A 17,681-nucleotide genomic window follows, 5' to 3' on the forward strand; every position below is an offset into this window, starting at 1 on the left:
CCCGGTGGGTCAGCCCCAGTCGTCCTGCTGGCCCGGCAGGCACGGGCCGGTGCCCACGGCCGCGGCCCGGGGACCCAGACCGTCGACCATCGGGTAGACCCGGTCGAGCGTCATCGCGTACCCGGTCTCGCGGTCCTCGAGCGACCGGGCGAAGACGAGTCCCACGACCTCGCCGTACGCATTGAACAGCGGCCCGCCCGAGTTCCCCTCGTCGAGCCGGGAGCGCAGCACCAGCGTCCGGCGGGTCGGGCCGACCGAGCCGTAGATGTCGGTGCCGACGTCCTCGCTCACCTCGCGCACCCGCGCCGGGCGGACGGAGTACGGGCCGTCGAGCGGGTACCCTGCGACGGCGGCGTCGGCGCCGCGGACCGGCTCGAGCCCCTTCCGCAGCGGTTGCTGCCGCAGGCCCGCGACACGCACGACGGCGATGTCCTGCCGGGGATCGAAGGAGACGACCTCGGCCGGCCAGACCTGCCCCTCCCGGGTCGTCACCGTGACCCGTCGGCCGCCGGCGACGACGTGCGCGTTCGTCACGACGAACCCGGTGCGGGCCACGAAGCCCGACCCCTCGCTGCCGCCGGAGCACTCCCGCGACATCGACCGGACCTTGACGACGGCGCCGGAGACGGCGGAGATCCGCACGGCCCCCCGGATCCGCGGGTTGGGCGGGTCGACCGGCCGGATCCGCTCGAGCCCGACGCCGACCGCGACGGTCGCGATCCCCTCCCGGCTGACCCGGCGGTGCAGCGGCGCCGCCGCCACCCGCGCCCGGTCGGGGACGTACCGGTCGACGGCGTGCAGCACGCGGGAGTCGGCGATCTCCTGGGAGAGCGGGCCGAGCCCGACCCCGCGCAGGGGGAGGACGACGAGCCACATGAGCCCCAGGGTGAGCAGCCCCGAGACGGCTGCCCCCGGCAGGCGCCAGCGGTGGCCGCTGCCGTGCCTCGAGCGCCGGAAGAGCCGGCGCCGGGCGCTGCGGCCGACGGCCAGGCCCACCTGCTGCGCGAACGCGGCGCACAGGACGACGATGAGGAGCGGCAGGAGCCCGAGGGCGGTCGCTCCCCGCGCGGCGACGAGGTCGGTCCACGGCAGCTGACCGACGAGCAGGGTCCCGGCGATCGCCCCGGCGACGAGACCGACGAGCCCGAACACCGACGCGAGGAGCCCGCGCAGCCACCCGAGCGCGAGCTCGAGGAGCACGACGAGCACGAGGATCGCGTCGAGGATGGGGAACTCACCGCCGCCCATGAGCTCAGCCCCGACGCAGGTAGGGACGGAGCATCCGCAGCGGGAGCCGCCGTTCGCGGTCCTGGTCCCACGGGCGGGTCAGGCCGCCGAGGTCGAGGACCGTCGACAGCAGCTGGGCCGTGAACCCCCAGACGAAGAGGCCGTGCAGCTCGAACCCGGGCCCGCGGTACCCCCGCGGCGCGGTGACGGTGAACCTGTTGGCCGGGTCGAGGACCTCCTCGAGAGGGACCCGGACGACCCGCGCGACCTCCCCGGGGTCGACGACGCCGATGTCGTGGGGCTCGTGCCACCACCCCAGGACGGGGGTGACCGCGTTCTGGCTCGGGTGGAGATAGAGGGCGGGCAGCGTGTCGACGACCGTGACGGCCGCGGGGTCGATCCCGACCTCCTCCTGCGCCTCGCGCAGCGCCGCACCGACCTCGTCCACGTCCTCGGGGTCGATCTTCCCGCCGGGGAAGGAGACCTGCCCCGCATGGGCACGCAGCGTCGACGAGCGCTCGGTGAGGACGACCTCCTGGCCGTCGCCGAGCTCCCCGACGTCCCGACCGGGAGTGGCCCCGAAGGTGAGGAGCACCGCGGACCGGCGCGCGGGGTTCGGCGGCGGGGGGAAGCGCTCGAACCACTCGGGCAGGTCCGCGTCGAGGGTCGGTCGCACCGAGCGCAGCCACTGCGGCATCCCGTCGGACCCGGCCACCGAGCTCATGCGGCCGTCACCGGCCCGGGCTTGACGAGCTTCGCGGCCTTCTCGGGGTCGGTCTCTCCGACCCCGTACGAGGGGCACAGCCGGGCCACCGGGCAGGCCCCGCAGGCCGGACGCCGCGCATGACAGGTGCGCCGGCCGTGGAAGATGAGGACGTGGCTGAGGTCGGTCCACGCCCGGCGGGGGAACCGTGCGCCGATGGCGTGCTCGACCTTGACCGGGTCCTCCTCGGTCGTCCAGCCGAAGCGCCGCACGAGCCGGCCGACGTGCGTGTCGACGGTGATGCCGGGCACGCCGACGGCGTCGCCGAGGACGACGTTCGCCGTCTTGCGGCCCACCCCGGCGAGGGTGACCAGGTCGCTGAGCCGGCCGGGGACCTGCCCGTCGTACCGCTCGACGAGGTCCGCCGCGAGCGCGAGCACGTTGGCGGCCTTCGACCGGAAGAAGCCCGTGGGCCGCAGCACCTCCTCGAGCTCGGTACGGTCGGCCGCCGCGAGCGCCGCCGCATCGGGCCACCGTGCGAAGAGGGTGGGTGTCACCCGGTTCACGGTCACGTCGGTCGTCTGGGCGGACAGCACCGTGGCGACGAGGAGCTGGAAGGGGTTCTCGAAGTCGAGCTCGCACGCCGCGTCGGGATAGCGCTCGGCGAGGATGCGGTACATCCGCCGTGCCCGGCGGGTCAGCGCCACCGAGGACTCCCCCGTCGGTGTCGCGGCCGGAGGTGCCTGCGCATCGCTCAGCGGGGGGTCGGTCGTGGCCACGGCCCCACAGTAGGCGGCCCGTCGGACAACGACGCCCGTCCCCAGATCCCCGGACGGGCGTCCCGTTGTGGCTACCATCACCCCCGTGGACCTCGACGTCGTGCGCCGCTCCCCGCTGCTCAGCCCTCTGGACGAGCAGTCCGTCCATGACCTCGTCGGCCTCATGACGGCCTCCCGGATGGAGCGGGGCGACGTCCTCTTCCGCGAGGGCGAGCAGGGCGACCGGCTCTACGTCATCACCGAGGGCAAGATCAAGCTCGGCCGCACCAGCGTCGACGGCCGCGAGAACCTCCTGTCGATCCTCGGGCCCGGCGAGATGTTCGGCGAGCTCAGCCTGTTCGACCTCGGCCCCCGGACCGCCACCGCGACGGCGATCGCCGAGACCCAGCTCCTCGCGCTCGGCAACGACCAGCTCCACGACGTCATCGCCCGGCACCCGCGGGTGGCGATGGCCCTCATGGCCTTGCTCGCCGGCCGGCTGCGCCGGACGAACGAGAACCTCGCCGACCTCGTCTTCACCGACGTGCCCGGCCGCGTCGCCAAGGCGCTGCTGGAGCTGTCGAGCCGGTTCGGGCGCCCGGTCGAGGAAGGCGTCCTCGTCGCGCACGACCTCACCCAGGAGGAGCTGGCCCAGCTCGTCGGCGCCTCCCGCGAGACGGTGAACAAGGCCCTCGCCGACTTCGCCACCCGCGGCTGGATCCGGCTCGAGGCCCGGGCGGTCCTCCTCCTCGACGTCGAGCGCCTGCAGCGCCGCGCCCGCTGACCCCCGACCCGCTGCCTCGACCCGCCGGCCCTCAGGCCCCGCGCAGGTAGTCGAGCTGCGCCAGCACGGACAGCCGGGCCGCGGGCCACACCGCCCGGTCGACCTCCGCGTAGACCCGCTCCACGACGTCGTCGGCGCTGACGCACCCCGCCGCGAGCGCCTCCCGCACCTGCGCCAGCCGCTCCCGCCGGTGCGTTCGGTAGTACCCGACCATCGCGGCCGCGTCCGGGACGACCGGCCCGTGCCCGGGCAGGATCGTCACCGCACCGTCGGGCGGCTGGGTGAGGGCCGCGAGGCGGTCGAGGGAGTCGAGGTATGCGGCGAGCTCCCCGTCGGGGTGGGCGACGACCGAGGTGCCGCGGCCCAGGACGGTGTCGCCCGTGAGCAGCGCGCCGTCGCCTTCGACGACGAACGAGACGGAGTCGGCCGTGTGGCCGGGGGTCGTCACCGCACGCAGCTCCACGCCCGCGGCGCGCAGGACGTCGCCGTCGGCGAGGTCATCGGCCCCGCGGCCCACCGCCGAGACGGGGGCGCCGGTCATCGCGACGAACCGGTCGACGCCGCCGGCGTGGTCGAGGTGGCCGTGGGTGAGGACGATCCGCACGACCCGCGCATCCCTGCACGCCACGTGGTCGAGGACGGCCCGCAGGTGCGGCTCGTCGTCCTCGCCGGGGTCGACGACGATCGCCTCCGACCCGCCCGGGGCCATGAGGACCCACGTGTTCGTCCCGTCGAGGGTCATCGGGTTCGCGTTGCCCTCGAGCACGCAGAACGCGCGCTCGGTGGCCTGACCGCCGCGCCACTGCCCGAACGGCGCCGACGGCACGGGCGCGACGCTCGTCACGGCAGGACCGTCCGGACCACGGGGCCGTCCGGCCCGGCGACGAGGACCGGCTCGAGGCGCTCGACGCGGGGCCGGTCGGCGAGCACCGCGGCGACCGAGCCGAGCGCGTCGAGGGCGCCGAGCGCGTGCCGGGTCGGCTCGAGCAGCATCGCCTCGCCCGCGTCGGCCGCGGCGAGCAGGTCGGCGGGCCGGACCCAGCCGCCGAGCTCGGCCTCGGTCGTGCACGCGACCGCCTCCTGGCCCTCGGGCATCGCGGCGGCGTAGAACCACGTGTCGTACCGACGCACCTCGAAGTCGGGGGTGAGCCAGCGGGCGCGCGGGACGAGGGAGGACGGGTCGAGCCGCACGCCGCACTCCTCGGCCACCTCGCGGACGGCGGCGACCCGGGCGGCCGCGTCGGACGACCCGCGGTCGGCGAACCGCGCCGTCGCGTCGCGGTCGACCGCCTCGATGCCGCCACCGGGGAACACGTGGACCGACGGGGCGAACTCCATCTGCGGCACCCGGCGGAGGACGAACACCTCGAGAGCGTCCTCGACCTCCCGCAGCAGCATCACGGTCGCCGCCTCCCTGATGGCGACCGGCTCCCCCGGGGCCTCGAGCCAGGCGAGCGCGCGGTCCCGCACGGCCGCGACGCCGACGACGGGCACCTCCCACACCGGGCTCACGAGGTCACCGGACCCGGACCGTGACCTCGACCTCCACGGGTGCGCCGAGCGGGAGCGCGGCGACGCCGACGGCCGACCGGGCGTGCACGCCGGCCTCGCCGAAGACCTCGCGCAGCAGGTCGCTCGCCCCGTTGAGGACGGCCGGCTGCCCCGAGAAGCCCGGGGCGGAGGCGACGAACCCGGTGACCTTGACGACGGCCTCGACCCGGTCGAGGTCCCCGAGCACGGCGGCGATGGCCGCCAGCGCGTTGACCGCGCACGTCCGGGCGCACGCCGCGGCGTCCTCCGGGGTGACCTCGGCGCCGACGAGCCCGGTCGCCGTCAGCTCCCCGCCGACGAGGGGGAGCTGGCCCGAGGTGTGGACCCGGTCGCCGTCGAGCACCGCGGGCGCGTACGAGCCGACCGGCGCGGCGGGCGCCGGCAGCTCGATCCCGAGCTCGGCCAGCCGCTGCGCGACGCCCATGTCAGGCCTTGGGCCGCTTGAGGTAGGCCACCAGGTTGCCCTCGGCGCCCTGGAGGACCTGGACGAGCTCCCAGCCGTCCTCGCCCCACTGGTCGAGGATCTGCTTCGTCGCGTGCACGATGAGCGGAACGGTCGCGTACTCCCACGTCGTCATGGGTCCGACACTACTGGCCGGGCGGGCGCCCCTACGCTGGGACCGTGACCTCCGGCCGTGACTCCCGCGCGCGGCTGCACGTCGTCACGGGCAAGGGCGGGACCGGCAAGACGACGGTGTCCGGGGCGCTCGCGCTCGCGCTGACGATGGCCGGCCAGCGGGTGCTCCTCGTCGAGGTCGAGGGGCGTCAGGGGATCGCCGCACTGCTGGGGACTGCCGAGCTCGGGGCGCAGGAGCAGGTGCTCGCCACGACCGACACCGGTGGTCGGCTCTCGGGGCTCGCGGTCGATGCCCGGGCCTCCCTCGTGGAGTACCTCGCGACGAACTACCGGCTCGGCCGGACCGCCGGGGTGCTCGACCGCATCGGCGCGGTGGAGTTCGCGACGAGCATCGCGCCGGGCGTGCGTGACGTCCTGCTCACCGGCAAGGTGTACGAGGCCGCGCGCCGCACCGGTCGGCACGCGGGATCGGGTCCGAGCACCGAGTCGGTCTACGACGCGGTGGTCCTCGACGCGCCGCCGACGGGTCGGATCACGCCGTTCCTCGCCGTCAACCGAGAGGTCGGCCACCTCGCCACCCGCGGTCCGATCCGCGGCCAGGCCGAGACGATCACCCACTTCCTCCAGGACCGGCGCACGGTCGTCCACGTCGTCACCCTGCTCGAGGAGATGCCGGTGCGGGAGGCGATCGAGGCGGTGGCCGAGCTGACCGCTGCCGGCTTCCACGTCGGGTCGGTCGTCGTCAACCGCGAGCGCGACCCGATCGTCACGCCGGGCCACCTGCGCCGCGTGCGCGCGGGCACGGACGCGCTCGTCGCGTCGGTCGCCGCGGACCTCGACGCCGCGGGCGTCGCGACATCCTCCGAGCTCGTCACCGCGCTGCTCGCCGAGGCGGTCGACCACACCGCGCGGGTGGATCTTGAGAGCGAGCAGGCCGCGCTGCTCGAGGAGGTGGACGTCCCGGTCGTCCACCTGCCGGAGATTCCCGAGGGGCTCGACGCGCCCGACGGCGAGCTCGGCGGAGCCGGCCTCCGTCGACTCGTCGAGTCGCTGCCGACCGAGGTCACGGAGGCGGCGGGGTGAGCGGCGACGGCACGGGCATCGACGACCCGGCGCAGGTCCGCCCCCTCGACGTCGACGCCCTCGTCGCCGACCCGACGGTCGGGGTGATCGTGTGCTGCGGCGCGGGTGGGGTCGGGAAGACGACGACGGCCGCCGCGCTCGCGCTGCGGGCCGCGGAGGCCGGGCGCTCGGTCGTCGTGCTGACGATCGACCCGGCCCGGCGCCTGGCGCAGTCCCTCGGTCTCGAGGAGCTCGACAACACCCCCCGGCCCGTCGTCGGGATCGACGGCGCCGCGGGCGGGCGGCTCGACGCGATGATGCTCGACATGAAGCGGACCTTCGACGAGGTCGTCGAGGCCCACACGACCCCGGAGAAGGCGGCCCAGATCCTCGCCAACCCGTTCTACCTCGCGCTGTCGAGCTCGTTCGCCGGGACCCAGGAGTACATGGCGATGGAGAAGCTGGGGCAGCTGCGCGCCCGCAGCGACGAATGGGACCTCGTCGTCGTCGACACGCCGCCGTCCCGCGCGGCGCTGGACTTCCTCGACGCGCCGCGGCGGCTCGGCCGATTCCTCGACGGGCGGCTGGTCCGGCTCCTCACGAGCCCCGCGCGGGCGGGGGGTCGGGCCTCGCTCAAGGTCGTCGGTGCGGGGATGGCGGCCGCGACCGCCGTCATGGGCCGGGTCCTCGGCGGGGATCTGCTGCGGGACGTCCAGACCGTCGTCGCCGCGCTGGACACGATGTTCGGCGGCTTCCGTGAGCGCGCGGAGCGGACCTACGCGCTGCTCCAGGCCGAGTCGACCGCGTTCCTCGTCGTCGCCACCCCCGAGCGGGACGCTCTGGCCGAGGCGGGCGTCCTCGTCGACCGGCTGCGGGCGGATGCCATGCCGCTGGCGGGGGTGGTCGTCAACCGGGTGCAACCCCTGGCGCTGCCGGACGGCGGGCTCACGGACCTCGATCTGCCGGGCGACGTCGCCCTCGCCGCCGCCGGGCGGCTGCGGGCGGAACGACCGTCGCCGACCGCGGGGCTCACCGCCTCGTTGCTCGAGCTCCATGCGCGCGCCATGACGATCGCCGTGCGCCACGCCCGCGCGGTCGAGCGGTTCGTCGCCGTCCACGACGACGTCGACCTCGCGCTCGTCCCCACGGAGGCGACGGACGTCCACGACCTCGAGGGGCTCCGGCTGATCGGCGACCGCCTCGGCCGGTGACCGCCACCGCCCGTGGGAGACCGCCTCAGACGGTGGTCTCCTCCGCGTGGCGCGCCCGACGGAACAGGTCGGCCCAGGAGGTGACGTCCGGGCGTCGGCGCAGCAGGGCCCGGCGCTCGCGCTCGGTCATCCCGCCCCACACCCCGAACTCGGTGCGGGTGTCGAGCGCGTCAGCGAGGCACTCCGCGACGACGGGGCAGCCTCGGCACAGCAGCTTCGCCTCACGCTGGTCCTTGCCCTGGACGAAGAGGGCGTCGGGGTCGCTCGTGGCGCACCGCCCGAGCCGTCGCCAGTCTGTCACCCACCGAACTCGTGGCCCCCCGGCTGTGACGGTCATCCTGGCGCTACCCCCGTTCCCGATCAAGCCCACATCTTGAGCCGATCCGGCCCGTCCCGCGGGCCGCTCCGCTACCCTAGGTGTGACCCTGTGTCGTTCACATGTCCCGAACGGGCCCAGTGAGGCTGGTCCTTTCGGACTACGCAGGCGCGTCCGTCGCCCGGCCGCGCGGGCTCCGGGGGGCGATCTCAGGCTCCGTCGGTAACCTTCGCCCCATGCGTCGCTCCCACATGCCCCACCTCGCGAGCCTGCTCGCAGCCTTCGTCGCGATCTCCGTCGCGATGGGCCTGCTGTCGGCCGGGCTCGCACTGCCCCTGACGGGCGCGCTCGGCGCGGCCGCGAGCGGCACGGCCACGGCGTTCGAGGACCTCCCCGAGAACTTCACTCCGACCGCGCTCGCCCAGCAGAGCACGGTCGTCTCCCGCGACGGGAAGACGCTCGCGACCCCGTACGAGAGCAACCGCGTCATCGTCCCGCTGAAGAAGATCGCGCCGGTGATGCGCAAGGCGCAGATCGCGATCGAGGACAGCCGGTTCGAGGAGCACGGCGGCATCGACGTGCGCGGCACCGCCCGCGCCCTCGTCACCAACGCCGCCGGCGGCGGCGTCACCCAGGGCGGCTCGTCGATCACCCAGCAGTACGTGAAGATGATGCTCGTCGAGAAGGCCCTGCAGAAGGGCGACGAGAAGGGCGCCGCGCGGGCCAAGGAGAAGTCCTACGCCCGCAAGCTCCAGGAGATGAAGTACGCGCTCAACGTCGAGAAGACGATGAGCAAGAAGCAGATCCTGCAGGGCTACCTCAACCTCGCGTACTACGGCGACCAGACGTACGGCGTCGAGGCCGCCGCGCGGCACTACTACGACAAGCACGCGAGCGAGCTCAACCTCTCCGAGGCCGCGACGCTCGCCGGCGTCGTCCAGTCGCCCGGGTCGACCGACCCGAACAACAACCCCACGGCTGCGCAGAAGCGCCGCAACGTCGTCATCGACCGGATGCTCGCACTGAAGTGGATCACCGCCAAGGAGGCCAAGGCGGCGAAGAAGCCGAGCGTGAAGTCGCAGCTGCGGATCCGCGACAACGAGGGCGGCACGTGCGCGCGTTCGGTCGAGCCGTACGTCTGCGCGTACATCGAGGCGTACCTGAAGACGATGCCGGAGCTCGGCGACAACCCGCGGGAGCGCTGGCGGAACGTCACGACCGGCGGCCTGAAGATCGACACGACCTTCGACTACGGCGACATCCGCGAGGCGCGGAAGATGCTCCAGGCGAAGGTTCCCCCGGGTGACCCGAGCGGCGTCGGCGCGGCCGTCGCGACCGTCGAGCCAGGCACGGGCAAGATCCGGGTTCTCGCGCAGTCCTCGACGTTCAAGACGGGCATCAAGAAGAACAGCACGCGGTACACCGAGCAGGCGTGGACCCAGCCGGTGGCCTTCGGCGGCACGCGCGGGTGGCAGATCGGCTCGACGGCGAAGATGTACGCCCTCGCCGCCGCGATGGAGCGCGGTGACACCGCCAACGGGGGGCTGTACGTCCCGATGGCGAGCACGACGCAGGCGTGGTATCCGCCCGCGAGCCTCGCGGGCCATCCGTGCTTCGGCACCTTCCCTCAGGGGGTCCGGAACGACGAGCTCATCGGGGGCAGCTACCTCCCCTACCGCGTGGTGACCCCGAGGTCCGTGAACACGGCGTTCGTCCAGCTCGTCGCCAACCTCGGTTGCAAGGTCCACGACACGATGGGGAAGATGCACCTGCAGAACGGTGGACCTGCCCCCGGGGACACGAGTGGCCTCGCGTGGGACAAGGGTGCGGCGGCCGTCGCGCTCGGTGGCGACGACACCGATCCGCTCACGCTCGCCAACTCCTACGCGATCCTCGCGGCGGGCGGCACGTACTGCCCGCCGAATCCGATCGAGAAGATCACCGACTCCAACGGCAAGGCCCTCAAGCTCGAGCCGCCGAAGTGCGAACGCGTCCTCAAGTACTCGAGCGCGCAGAACGTCACCGAGCTGCTGAAGACGGTCATCACCGGGCCGCACGGCACCGGTGCGGCAGCTCGGCTCGCGGACGGGCGGGTGGCCGCGGGCAAGACGGGGACGACGAACGACCACAAGCAGTCGTGGTTCGTCGGGTACACCAACCAGCTCTCGACCGCGGTCTACGTCGGCACGCCGATCCAGCAGCACGAGATGAAGGGCCTCATCGGCGGCCAGTACTACGGCCCCGTCTTCGGTGGCACGATCGCCGCCCCGCTGTGGTCCCAGATCGTCGGCATGCAGAGCAGGGGGATGGAGAAGAAGGGCATCCCCCAGAGCGACGGCGGTTCGGACGGCGGCGGCTCGAAGAAGCCGTCCGGCGACCAGAAGAGCATCCCGAACGTCGCGGGTCAGCCCGAGGCGGTCGGCCTGCAGACCTTGCGGAACGCAGGCTTCACACCGGTCGTTGCGGGGCGCGTCCCCAGCCGGGCACCGGCCGGGATCATCAGTTACATCACCCCGACCGGCTCGGCCGCCCAGGGGGCCAGCATCCAGGTCTTCGTCTCCAACGGCACCCCTCCCCAGTGACGCCGACCCGCGTCTGACGTGACGCCCCCGATCGCACCGGTCGGGGGCGTCACCCGTTCCGGGGGGTCAGCCGCGGCGGACGAGCTTCCCGTTCGGCGTCCGGCGCAGGCTCTCGACGAGATCGACCCGGCGGGGCTGCTTGTAGCGGGCGAGGGTGGCGGCAGCGTAGGAGAGCACCGCATCGGGCAGGTCCTGCGGGCGCTCGACGCCCTCGGCGGGCACGATCCGCGCGACGAGGATGCTCACGCCGTCGCGGACCTCCTCCGCCGTGACGAGGACGTCCGCGACCCCGGGGACCTGCGCCAGGCAGTGCTCGACCTCGACCGGGGAGACCCGGAAGCCGCCGGCGTTGAGGATGTCGTCCGCCCGGCCGTGGAAGGTGACGTAGCCGTCCGTCTCGATCGTGACGAGGTCGCCACCGACGAACCAGTCCCCGCGGACGACGCGGTCCTGCTCGTCGGGGCGCCGGTGGTAGCCGAGCATGAGGCCGGGATCGGACCGGTGCAGGGCGAGCAGCCCGGGGGTACCGGGCGGCAGGGGGTCATCGCCGTCGTCGGGGTCCTGGGAGAGGACGGCAACGCACCGCCCTGGCTGGGCACGGCCGGGGCTGCCCGGATGGACGGGGGTGGCCGGCCCGGCGGAGACGAAGGTCGAGATCTCGCTCATGCCGAACGCCTCGTACAGCTCGAGCCCCGTCCGCTGCCGCCACGCGGTGAGCAGGTCGGGCGCGAGGGGTTCGCCCGCAGCCAGGCCGTGCCGGAGGGAGCCCAGGTCGAGGGGGCCGTCGGTTGCCTCGAGCCACTGGCGGTAGACGCCGGGCACGGCCGCGAAGAGGGTCGCGTCGTGGTCGCGGACGAGCCGGTCCCACGCGTCGCGGCGGCGGGGGCCGTCGAGGACGACGGCGCGCGCCCCGACGGCCCACGGGTCGGTGAGGCCGACGCCGAGGGTGTACGTCCAGCTGAGGGTGCCCGCGTGGAGCATGACGTCGTCCGGGCCGATGCCGAGCCAGCCGTCGCGCATCGGCCGCCGGCCCCAGGCGGAGCGGTGGGCGTGCAGCACGCCCTTGGGCCGGCCGGTCGTGCCGGAGGTGTAGACGAGGAAGGCCGGGTCGTCGGCCGCGGTGTCGACGTGGTCGGGGACGGCGGCGGGATTCCGGCGCGCGTCGGCGACCCACGCGTCGAGGTCGGCGGGCCGCACGACGTGGACGCCCGCTGGGACCTCGAGCTGGAGGTCGTCGGCGAGGACGACGGCCCGGGCCCCGCTGTCGGCGAGGACGAAGCCGGCCTCGTCGGGGGTGAGCATCGCCGAGGTCGGGACGGGGACGAGACCGGCGGACATCGCGCCGAGGTGGGCGATCGGGAAGGCGCTCGTGCCGTGGAGGCGCAGGAGCACACGCTCGCCACGGCCCAGACCGAGCGCGCGAAGCCCGGCACCGACGGCCCGGGCGGCGAGGTCGAGCTCGGCGAAGGTGTGGTGCTCGGCCTCGTCGGCGGGGGCGTCGACGTCATGGACGACGGTGAGGCCGACGGCGTCAGGACGGTTCGCGGCCGCGACGCCGAGGCAGTACCGCGCCATGGAGAACCGCTCCGGGACCGGCTCGCCGCCCCACCCCTCGACCCGCAGCCCTCGGGTTCCGGTCGAGGTCACCCTTGGAGGCGCGCCTTGACGAGCGGGGCGATCCGGCCACCGTCGGCGCGCCCGGCGACCTGCGCCTGGACGCCCTTCATGACCTGACCCATCTGCTGCATCCCGGAGGCTCCGGTCTCGGTGACGACCGCGTCGACGATCGCGGCGATCTCCTCGTCGGACAGCTGCGCGGGCAGGTAGGCCTCGAGGACGACGAGCTCGGCGGACTCCTTGGCCGCGAGATCCTCCCGACCAGCGCCCTGGTAGGCCTCGATCGCCTCGTTGCGCTTCTTCGCCTCCTTGGCGACGACCTTGAGGGTCTCGTCGTCGGAGAGCTCCTTCGCGGTGTCCCCGGCGACCTCGGCGTTCGTGATCGCGGCGAGCGCCATCCGCAGCGTCCCGGCGCGGACCTGGTCCCGCTCGCGCATCGCGGTGTGGAGGTCGTCCTGGATCGTCGCCTTGAGGGTCGTCTCGCTCATGCGCCCAGTCTCCCACCGGCGTCCAGCGGGCCGCTGCCGGAGCCGCCGCCCGCAGTCGGACGGGTCTGCAAGGATCGGACCCGTGACCCGCCGCCCCGCTCTCGCCGCCCTCGGCGCCGCCGTACTGACCGGCTCGGCCGCCATCGCGTGGGCGTCGCTGATCGAGCGCAACCTCTTCACGCTGCGCCACCACGAGCTGCCCGTGCTGGCGCCCGGCTCCTCGCCCGTCCGGGTGCTCCACCTCTCGGACCTGCACCTCGTGCCCGGTCAGGACAGGAAGGTCGGGTGGGTGCGGGATCTCGCGCGGCTGGAGCCGGACCTCGTCGTCAACACCGGCGACAACCTCGCCCATCTGCAGGCCGTCCCCACGGCGCTCTCGGCGATGGCCCCCCTGCTCGAGCGGCCGGGCGTCTTCGTCCTCGGGTCGAACGACTACTTCGGGCCGCACCTGAAGAATCCGGCGCTCTACCTGACCAGGCACCACCGCAAGGGTCTGGGTCGCGGGCCGGAGCTGCCGACGCAGGACCTCATCGACGGGTTCACGAGCGCGGGCTGGCGCGACCTCACCCACCGGCGGGAGCGGCTCGAGGTCGCCGGGCGGGCGTTCGAGCTCCTCGGCGTGGACGACCCGCACCTCGAACGCGACCGCTACGACCTCGTCGCGGGGCCCGCCGACCCGAGCGCCGACCTGGCGATCGGCGTCACCCACGCGCCGTACCAGCGGACGCTCAACGCCATGACCGCCGACGGCGCCGGTCTCGTCCTGGCCGGTCACACCCACGGCGGGCAGCTGTGCATCCCGGGGGACGGCGCGCTCGTGACGAACTGCGACCTCGACACGGGGCGGGTGTCCGGGGTGTCCCGGTGGTGGCCGGGCGCCGGGTCGGCCCCGAGCAGCCAGGCCCCCGGCGCCGCGGCATGGCTCCACGTCTGCGCCGGACTCGGCACGTCCCCGTACGCGCCCGTTCGCCTCGCCTGCCGCCCCGAGGCAGCGCTGCTCACCCTGACCGCGCGCTGACGACGCGCCCGGTCGCCGGGCACCCCGATCGGGCACGCCGCGTTCACCCACCGTCGATCCCGCATTCACCCGACGCTGCTCATATTCACGGTGACCGGTCGACCCTCCGTCCCGCCGACCCGGTACGCCGCTCCCCCCACTGCGAGGTTCTCGTGAAGTCGCACGCCGCCGTCCTCGGCGCCACCCTCGTCCTGGCGACCGGTGTATCCGCCGTTGCCCAGGGCACGGAGAGCCCAGCCGCGGTGCGGGAGGCCGGGCGAGCGGCCACCCTCACCGACCCGGCCGTGGTCGCCGCCTTCTCCGGCGCCCGGGAGTCGATGCGGCCGCCCGCCGACCTCACCGTCGGCGCCGAGGAGGCCGCACGCACCTCGACCCACCGGGCGATCTCGCTGCGGCCGGGCTCCGTGACCGGTGCGCTCGTGGTCGTCGAGGTCTCGACGTGGGGCCTTCCGCACGCGCCGACGACCGCACCCGACGCCGGTACCCTCGCCGCCACCCGCCGGGCCGTCGCCCGCGGCGCCGACGACGCCCGCAGCCACCTCATCCGCGCCTACCGCAGGGCCGCCGCAGGGGCCCCCGACGGCTGCCACATGCGGCCGGAGCTGCTCGCCGCGATCGGGCAGGTCGAGTCCGGGAACCTTGGCGGGCGCGGCATCGACAAGGCGCACCGGGCCACCCCGGGGGTCTACGGGCCGCCGCTGACCGGCGGGCAGTTCGCCGACATCCCCGACACCGACGGTGGTCGGCTCGACGGGGCGACGCGCTTCGACCGTGCCGTCGGGCCGATGCAGTTCATCCCCTCGACGTGGGAGAGCAGCGGTGTCGACGGCGACGGGGACGGGGACGCCGACCCGCAGAACGTCTACGACGCGGCCGCGAGCGCCGCCGGGTACCTGTGCGCTGACGGCCGGGACATGTCGGATGCGGGTAGCCGTCGAGCCGCGATCCTGTCGTACAACCAGTCCGACGAGTACGTGCGCACCGTGATCGGGTGGCAGACGTACTTCGCGACGTACGGCATCGAGGCGATCGGGCAGACCGCCGGCTACGTCCCGAACGCCTCAAGCGAGGTCGCAGACGAGTCGGAGGACTCGACCACCGGCCCGAAGACGTCGCCGACGCCGAGGCGGACGTCCTCGACGAAGGATCCGAAGCCGGACCGCGACCCCCAGCCCAGGTCGACCCGACCGTCGACGACGCCGTCCGACCCGCGCCCGACATCGACGGCGCCGGGCCCGACGAGCAGCGCGCCACGCCCGACGTCCACCGGTCCACGACCCAGCTCGAGCGCCCCGAGCCCCACCTCGAGCCCGCGGCCGACGTCGCCCCGCCCGACGAGCACGCCGAGCCCGTCGTCGACGTGTCCGCCCGTGACCGGCACGAGCTCGGCGCCGTCGCCGAGCGGCTGCCCGTCCGCGAGCACGACGAGCGCCGGTGCGCGATCGACGTCAGGGGCGGGATCGACGTCCGGGGCGGCCCAGCCGCAGCCGTCGGCCACGAGCACGGCGCCGCCGCGCTGATTCGATTTCGGGGAGGGAGCGCGGCTGCGTTATCCTTCCTTGTCGCTCGCACGGGCGATTGTCGCGGATCCGTTCGCGACACCGGGGTGTGGCGCAGCTTGGTAGCGCGCTTCGTTCGGGACGAAGAGGTCGCAGGTTCAAATCCTGTCACCCCGACCACTCGACTCAGGCCTCTGACCAGCAGGAACTGCGGTCAGGGGCCTTCGTCGTCCACGAGCGTCCTCAGCATGCGGTGGATACGGCGCGCGTCGGCTGCGGACTCGTGGACCACGCCGAGATGTCCGAAACTGCGCCCATCGGCGGCTGAGAAGCGCCGATCCGTGCATCTCGGTGACGAACGACCGGGTCAGCGAGGGCGGACCGTGAGGATCTGCGAGCTGACGCCGACCGGGCCGTGGACGTCGTGGACGGTGCTGTGCGTCAGGCCGATGCCGTCGTCCGCGAACGACACCCTCGTGTCCAGCCCGACCCACTCCCCCCGCGGCGCGGTGTGCAGGTGCGCGGTCAGGTCGAGGTTCGGGAACGCCACCCGCGACGGATCTGCCCGCGTGTTCATCCCGTTGGCGATGTCAAGGAGACCGACGAACCGCGCGAGCTCGGACACCTCGTCCCCCTCGACGAGCGGGTGCGCCGTCCGCGCCCAGACCCGCCCTCGACCCGCCCCGGTGTGGGTGCGCCGCACCTCGATCGAGCGGATGAACCCGCCGGGCCACTCGCTGCTCGCGTCCCAGGGCTCGGCCTCCTCGGGCCCGGGGATCGGCTCGTCCGGCGTACCGACGTCGACGCTCACCTCGTGGGTCGCCTGACGCCACACCCGCGCGACGACGGCATCACGTCCGTCCTGGGTCAGCCGCGCCTCGACCAGCTCGATCGTCCGCCCCGGCCGGACCACGGCGACTGCGACCTCGAAGGGCTGCATGCGGAGCACCCCGAGGATGTCGAACGACAGCCGCGTCACGCGGGCGGTGTCGGCACCCTCCTCGACGTACCGCTCGATCTCGTGGGTGAGGAGGCCGAAGGCCGGCGCGATGTGCTGCTCGGCCTCCGCCCACGCCCCGCTCACGTGCTCCGTCGGACGGAACACCCCCGCCCCGACCCGCTCGAAGTACGCCATACCCCGATTCTCCCCCAGGCCCTTGGGCCACCGGGGGCTGGGCCGCTCGCCGCGCCCTCCGCCGACGACGCCCCTCAGGTGTTCGCGGCGAGCCAGCCCGCGAGCGCCCGGGCGCTGCCGTCCACCGCTGCCGACCAGTCGTGGGCCGTCTCGTCGGCGTTGTCCGAGACGTGCTTGACCATCCGCAGGGGTACGCCCATCGCCCGGCACGCGTAGGCGATCGCGTACCCCTCCATGTCGACCAGGTGCGCCCGCTCGGCCAGCCGGGAGCGCACCGACGGGTCGCTGACGAGCAGGCTCATGACCCCATCCTCCCGCGAACGCTGCCCCGCGCCGGCGTCCGCGAGCGCGGCCGGAACCACGGTGGGAGGATCGGTGCGTGCCAGATCCCGGAAGCCTCGCCCCGCTCGCGGACCGCTGGCCGTTCGCCCTCGGGCTCGCCGTCCTCACCGTCGCCACGGTGGGGCTCCAGCGCTGGGCCGGTGTCGGCCTCACCCGCCCGACGGTCGTCTCGATCCTCCGCGCCACGGCGCAGCTCGCGATCGTCGCCGTCGCGCTCTCGGGGATCCTCGCGGTGCCGTGGACGGTCGCCCTCTTCCTGCTCCTCATGGTCTCCACGGCGTCGTGGACCTCGGCCCGGCGCCTCCACGAGCTGCACCGCGGCCGGCTGGCCGCACTGCTCGGCGTGCTCGCCGGAGCCGCCGTGACGATCGCGCTCGTCTTCGGTCTTCGGATGATGGACCCGACCGTGCGCAACCTCGTCTCCGTCGGCGGCATCGTCATCGGCAACTGCATGACGGCCGCGACCCTCAGCGGGCGGAACTTCCTCGCTCGCTCCCGCGACCACGCCGCGGAGATCGAGGGCTGGCTCTCCCTCGGCGCGACGCCGCAGCAGGCACACGCCGACGTCGGTCGTCACGCGCTGCGCGAGATGCGCCTGCCGAGCATCGACCAGACGAGCGCCACGGGCATCGTCACCCTGCCGGGTGCCTTCGTCGGCGCGATCATGGGTGGGGCGAGCCCGCTCGACGCCGCGGTCTTCCAGCTCGTCGTCCTCGCGGGGATCGCGCTCGCCGGCACGATCGTCGGGATCGTCGTCACCCGGGTCGCCGGAGGATCGCCGACGATCCCCGCCCCGGCCGACTGACGCGCG

General features: G+C 74.0%; 19 protein-coding genes and 1 tRNA gene. 8 read left to right on the forward strand and 12 right to left on the reverse strand.

The window, feature by feature from the left end:
• Positions 1-9: 9 nt before the first annotated feature.
• The 3 genes from DAA34_RS02045 to nth are packed head-to-tail and all read right to left on the reverse strand — an operon-like array spanning position 10 to position 2,610.
• Positions 10-1,248: a MarP family serine protease gene (locus DAA34_RS02045; RefSeq protein WP_106817403.1), complete on the reverse strand. Its 1,239-nt coding sequence runs from the start codon at positions 1,246-1,248 to the stop codon at positions 10-12.
• A gap of 4 nt (positions 1,249-1,252) precedes the next feature.
• Positions 1,253-1,951 carry an NUDIX hydrolase gene (locus DAA34_RS02050; protein ID WP_106817404.1) on the reverse strand — a complete coding sequence of 233 codons (699 nt, stop codon included), beginning with the start codon at positions 1,949-1,951 and terminating at the stop codon, positions 1,253-1,255.
• Positions 1,948-2,610, reverse strand: a complete 663-nt coding sequence (gene nth / locus DAA34_RS02055) for an endonuclease III (protein WP_234354241.1) — start codon at positions 2,608-2,610, stop codon at positions 1,948-1,950. Before nth ends, DAA34_RS02050 begins: the two co-directional genes overlap by 4 nt.
• A gap of 184 nt (positions 2,611-2,794) precedes the next feature.
• Between nth and DAA34_RS02060 the strand changes: the two genes are divergently transcribed.
• Positions 2,795-3,472 carry a Crp/Fnr family transcriptional regulator gene (locus DAA34_RS02060; protein WP_106817405.1) on the forward strand — a complete coding sequence of 226 codons (678 nt, stop codon included), beginning with the start codon at positions 2,795-2,797 and terminating at the stop codon, positions 3,470-3,472.
• 31 nt (positions 3,473-3,503) lie between these two features.
• On the opposite strand, the gene DAA34_RS02065 is transcribed toward DAA34_RS02060, so the two are convergent.
• From DAA34_RS02065 to DAA34_RS02080, 4 genes are read right to left on the reverse strand one after another with little or no spacing between them, the layout of a single operon-like run.
• Positions 3,504-4,316: an MBL fold metallo-hydrolase gene (locus DAA34_RS02065; RefSeq protein WP_234354068.1), complete on the reverse strand. Its 813-nt coding sequence runs from the start codon at positions 4,314-4,316 to the stop codon at positions 3,504-3,506.
• Positions 4,313-4,984: an NUDIX hydrolase gene (locus tag DAA34_RS02070; protein ID WP_199847399.1), complete on the reverse strand. Its 672-nt coding sequence runs from the start codon at positions 4,982-4,984 to the stop codon at positions 4,313-4,315. Before DAA34_RS02070 ends, DAA34_RS02065 begins: the two co-directional genes overlap by 4 nt.
• Positions 4,985-4,988: 4 nt before the next feature.
• Complete coding sequence (locus tag DAA34_RS02075; RefSeq protein WP_106817406.1) at positions 4,989-5,447, reverse strand: RidA family protein; 459 nt, start codon at positions 5,445-5,447, stop codon at positions 4,989-4,991.
• Position 5,448: 1 nt separating this feature from the next.
• Positions 5,449-5,601: a DUF4177 domain-containing protein gene (locus tag DAA34_RS02080; protein WP_106817407.1), complete on the reverse strand. Its 153-nt coding sequence runs from the start codon at positions 5,599-5,601 to the stop codon at positions 5,449-5,451.
• Positions 5,602-5,645: 44 nt separating this feature from the next.
• Here DAA34_RS02080 and DAA34_RS02085 point away from each other — a divergent pair, with 44 nt between their 5' ends.
• A complete protein-coding gene (locus DAA34_RS02085; protein WP_106817408.1) occupies positions 5,646-6,683 on the forward strand; it encodes an ArsA-related P-loop ATPase in 1,038 nt (345 codons plus the stop codon).
• Complete coding sequence (locus tag DAA34_RS02090; protein WP_106817409.1) at positions 6,680-7,873, forward strand: ArsA family ATPase; 1,194 nt, start codon at positions 6,680-6,682, stop codon at positions 7,871-7,873. The genes DAA34_RS02085 and DAA34_RS02090 overlap by 4 nt, the downstream gene beginning before the upstream one ends.
• A 25-nt stretch (positions 7,874-7,898) precedes the next feature.
• On the opposite strand, the gene DAA34_RS02095 is transcribed toward DAA34_RS02090, so the two are convergent.
• Positions 7,899-8,210: a WhiB family transcriptional regulator gene (locus DAA34_RS02095; protein WP_106817410.1), complete on the reverse strand. Its 312-nt coding sequence runs from the start codon at positions 8,208-8,210 to the stop codon at positions 7,899-7,901.
• A 215-nt stretch (positions 8,211-8,425) separates the two neighbouring features.
• Here DAA34_RS02095 and DAA34_RS02100 point away from each other — a divergent pair, with 215 nt between their 5' ends.
• Positions 8,426-10,771 (forward strand): transglycosylase domain-containing protein, encoded by a 2,346-nt coding sequence (locus tag DAA34_RS02100; RefSeq protein ID WP_158707557.1) that lies wholly within the window; start codon positions 8,426-8,428, stop codon positions 10,769-10,771.
• Between the two features lie 66 nt (positions 10,772-10,837).
• Here DAA34_RS02100 and DAA34_RS02105 read toward each other — a convergent pair whose 3' ends face one another.
• A complete protein-coding gene (locus DAA34_RS02105) occupies positions 10,838-12,418 on the reverse strand; it encodes an acyl-CoA synthetase (protein WP_234354069.1) in 1,581 nt (526 codons plus the stop codon).
• Complete coding sequence (locus DAA34_RS02110) at positions 12,415-12,876, reverse strand: GatB/YqeY domain-containing protein (protein WP_106817412.1); 462 nt, start codon at positions 12,874-12,876, stop codon at positions 12,415-12,417. Before DAA34_RS02110 ends, DAA34_RS02105 begins: the two co-directional genes overlap by 4 nt.
• Before the next feature lie 82 nt (positions 12,877-12,958).
• On the opposite strand from DAA34_RS02110, the gene DAA34_RS02115 reads away from it, so the two are divergent.
• From DAA34_RS02115 to DAA34_RS02125, 3 genes are all read left to right on the forward strand, one after another.
• Positions 12,959-13,894 carry a metallophosphoesterase gene (locus DAA34_RS02115; protein WP_407656994.1) on the forward strand — a complete coding sequence of 312 codons (936 nt, stop codon included), beginning with the start codon at positions 12,959-12,961 and terminating at the stop codon, positions 13,892-13,894.
• 152 nt (positions 13,895-14,046) lie between these two features.
• Positions 14,047-15,414, forward strand: coding sequence for a lytic murein transglycosylase (locus DAA34_RS12630; RefSeq protein WP_106817414.1), 1,368 nt, complete (start codon positions 14,047-14,049; stop codon positions 15,412-15,414).
• Between the two features lie 82 nt (positions 15,415-15,496).
• Positions 15,497-15,573: transfer RNA gene (locus DAA34_RS02125), tRNA-Pro, on the forward strand.
• Positions 15,574-15,760: 187 nt separating this feature from the next.
• Here DAA34_RS02125 and DAA34_RS02130 read toward each other — a convergent pair.
• Entirely contained in the window at positions 15,761-16,528 is a 768-nt protein-coding gene (locus tag DAA34_RS02130; RefSeq protein ID WP_106817415.1) for a thioesterase family protein, read from the reverse strand.
• Between the two features lie 74 nt (positions 16,529-16,602).
• Positions 16,603-16,830 carry a phosphorylase family protein gene (locus DAA34_RS02135; protein WP_106817416.1) on the reverse strand — a complete coding sequence of 76 codons (228 nt, stop codon included), beginning with the start codon at positions 16,828-16,830 and terminating at the stop codon, positions 16,603-16,605.
• 77 nt (positions 16,831-16,907) lie between these two features.
• On the opposite strand from DAA34_RS02135, the gene DAA34_RS02140 reads away from it, so the two are divergent.
• Positions 16,908-17,675, forward strand: coding sequence for an ABC transporter permease (locus DAA34_RS02140; protein ID WP_106817417.1), 768 nt, complete (start codon positions 16,908-16,910; stop codon positions 17,673-17,675).
• Positions 17,676-17,681: the final 6 nt, after the last annotated feature.

Origin of the sequence: Janibacter massiliensis, from assembly GCF_900289115.1 — a bacterium.
Lineage (GTDB): Bacteria > Actinomycetota > Actinomycetes > Actinomycetales > Dermatophilaceae > Janibacter_A > Janibacter_A massiliensis.

What these genes read in the sequence shown, in the direction of transcription:
- DAA34_RS02045 (WP_106817403.1), bottom strand. Translation starts at nt 1,248, where the DNA reads ATGGGCGGCGGTGAGTTCCCCATCCTCGACGCGATCCTCGTGCTCGTC.
- DAA34_RS02050 (WP_106817404.1), bottom strand. Translation starts at nt 1,951, where the DNA reads ATGAGCTCGGTGGCCGGGTCCGACGGGATGCCGCAGTGGCTGCGCTCG.
- nth (WP_234354241.1), bottom strand. Translation starts at nt 2,610, where the DNA reads ATGTACCGCATCCTCGCCGAGCGCTATCCCGACGCGGCGTGCGAGCTC.
- DAA34_RS02075 (WP_106817406.1), bottom strand. Translation starts at nt 5,447, where the DNA reads ATGGGCGTCGCGCAGCGGCTGGCCGAGCTCGGGATCGAGCTGCCGGCG.
- DAA34_RS02080 (WP_106817407.1), bottom strand. Translation starts at nt 5,601, where the DNA reads ATGACGACGTGGGAGTACGCGACCGTTCCGCTCATCGTGCACGCGACG.
- DAA34_RS02095 (WP_106817410.1), bottom strand. Translation starts at nt 8,210, where the DNA reads ATGACCGTCACAGCCGGGGGGCCACGAGTTCGGTGGGTGACAGACTGG.
- DAA34_RS02100 (WP_158707557.1), top strand. Translation starts at nt 8,426, where the DNA reads ATGCGTCGCTCCCACATGCCCCACCTCGCGAGCCTGCTCGCAGCCTTC.
- DAA34_RS02110 (WP_106817412.1), bottom strand. Translation starts at nt 12,876, where the DNA reads ATGAGCGAGACGACCCTCAAGGCGACGATCCAGGACGACCTCCACACC.
- DAA34_RS02130 (WP_106817415.1), bottom strand. Translation starts at nt 16,528, where the DNA reads ATGGCGTACTTCGAGCGGGTCGGGGCGGGGGTGTTCCGTCCGACGGAG.
- DAA34_RS02135 (WP_106817416.1), bottom strand. Translation starts at nt 16,830, where the DNA reads ATGAGCCTGCTCGTCAGCGACCCGTCGGTGCGCTCCCGGCTGGCCGAG.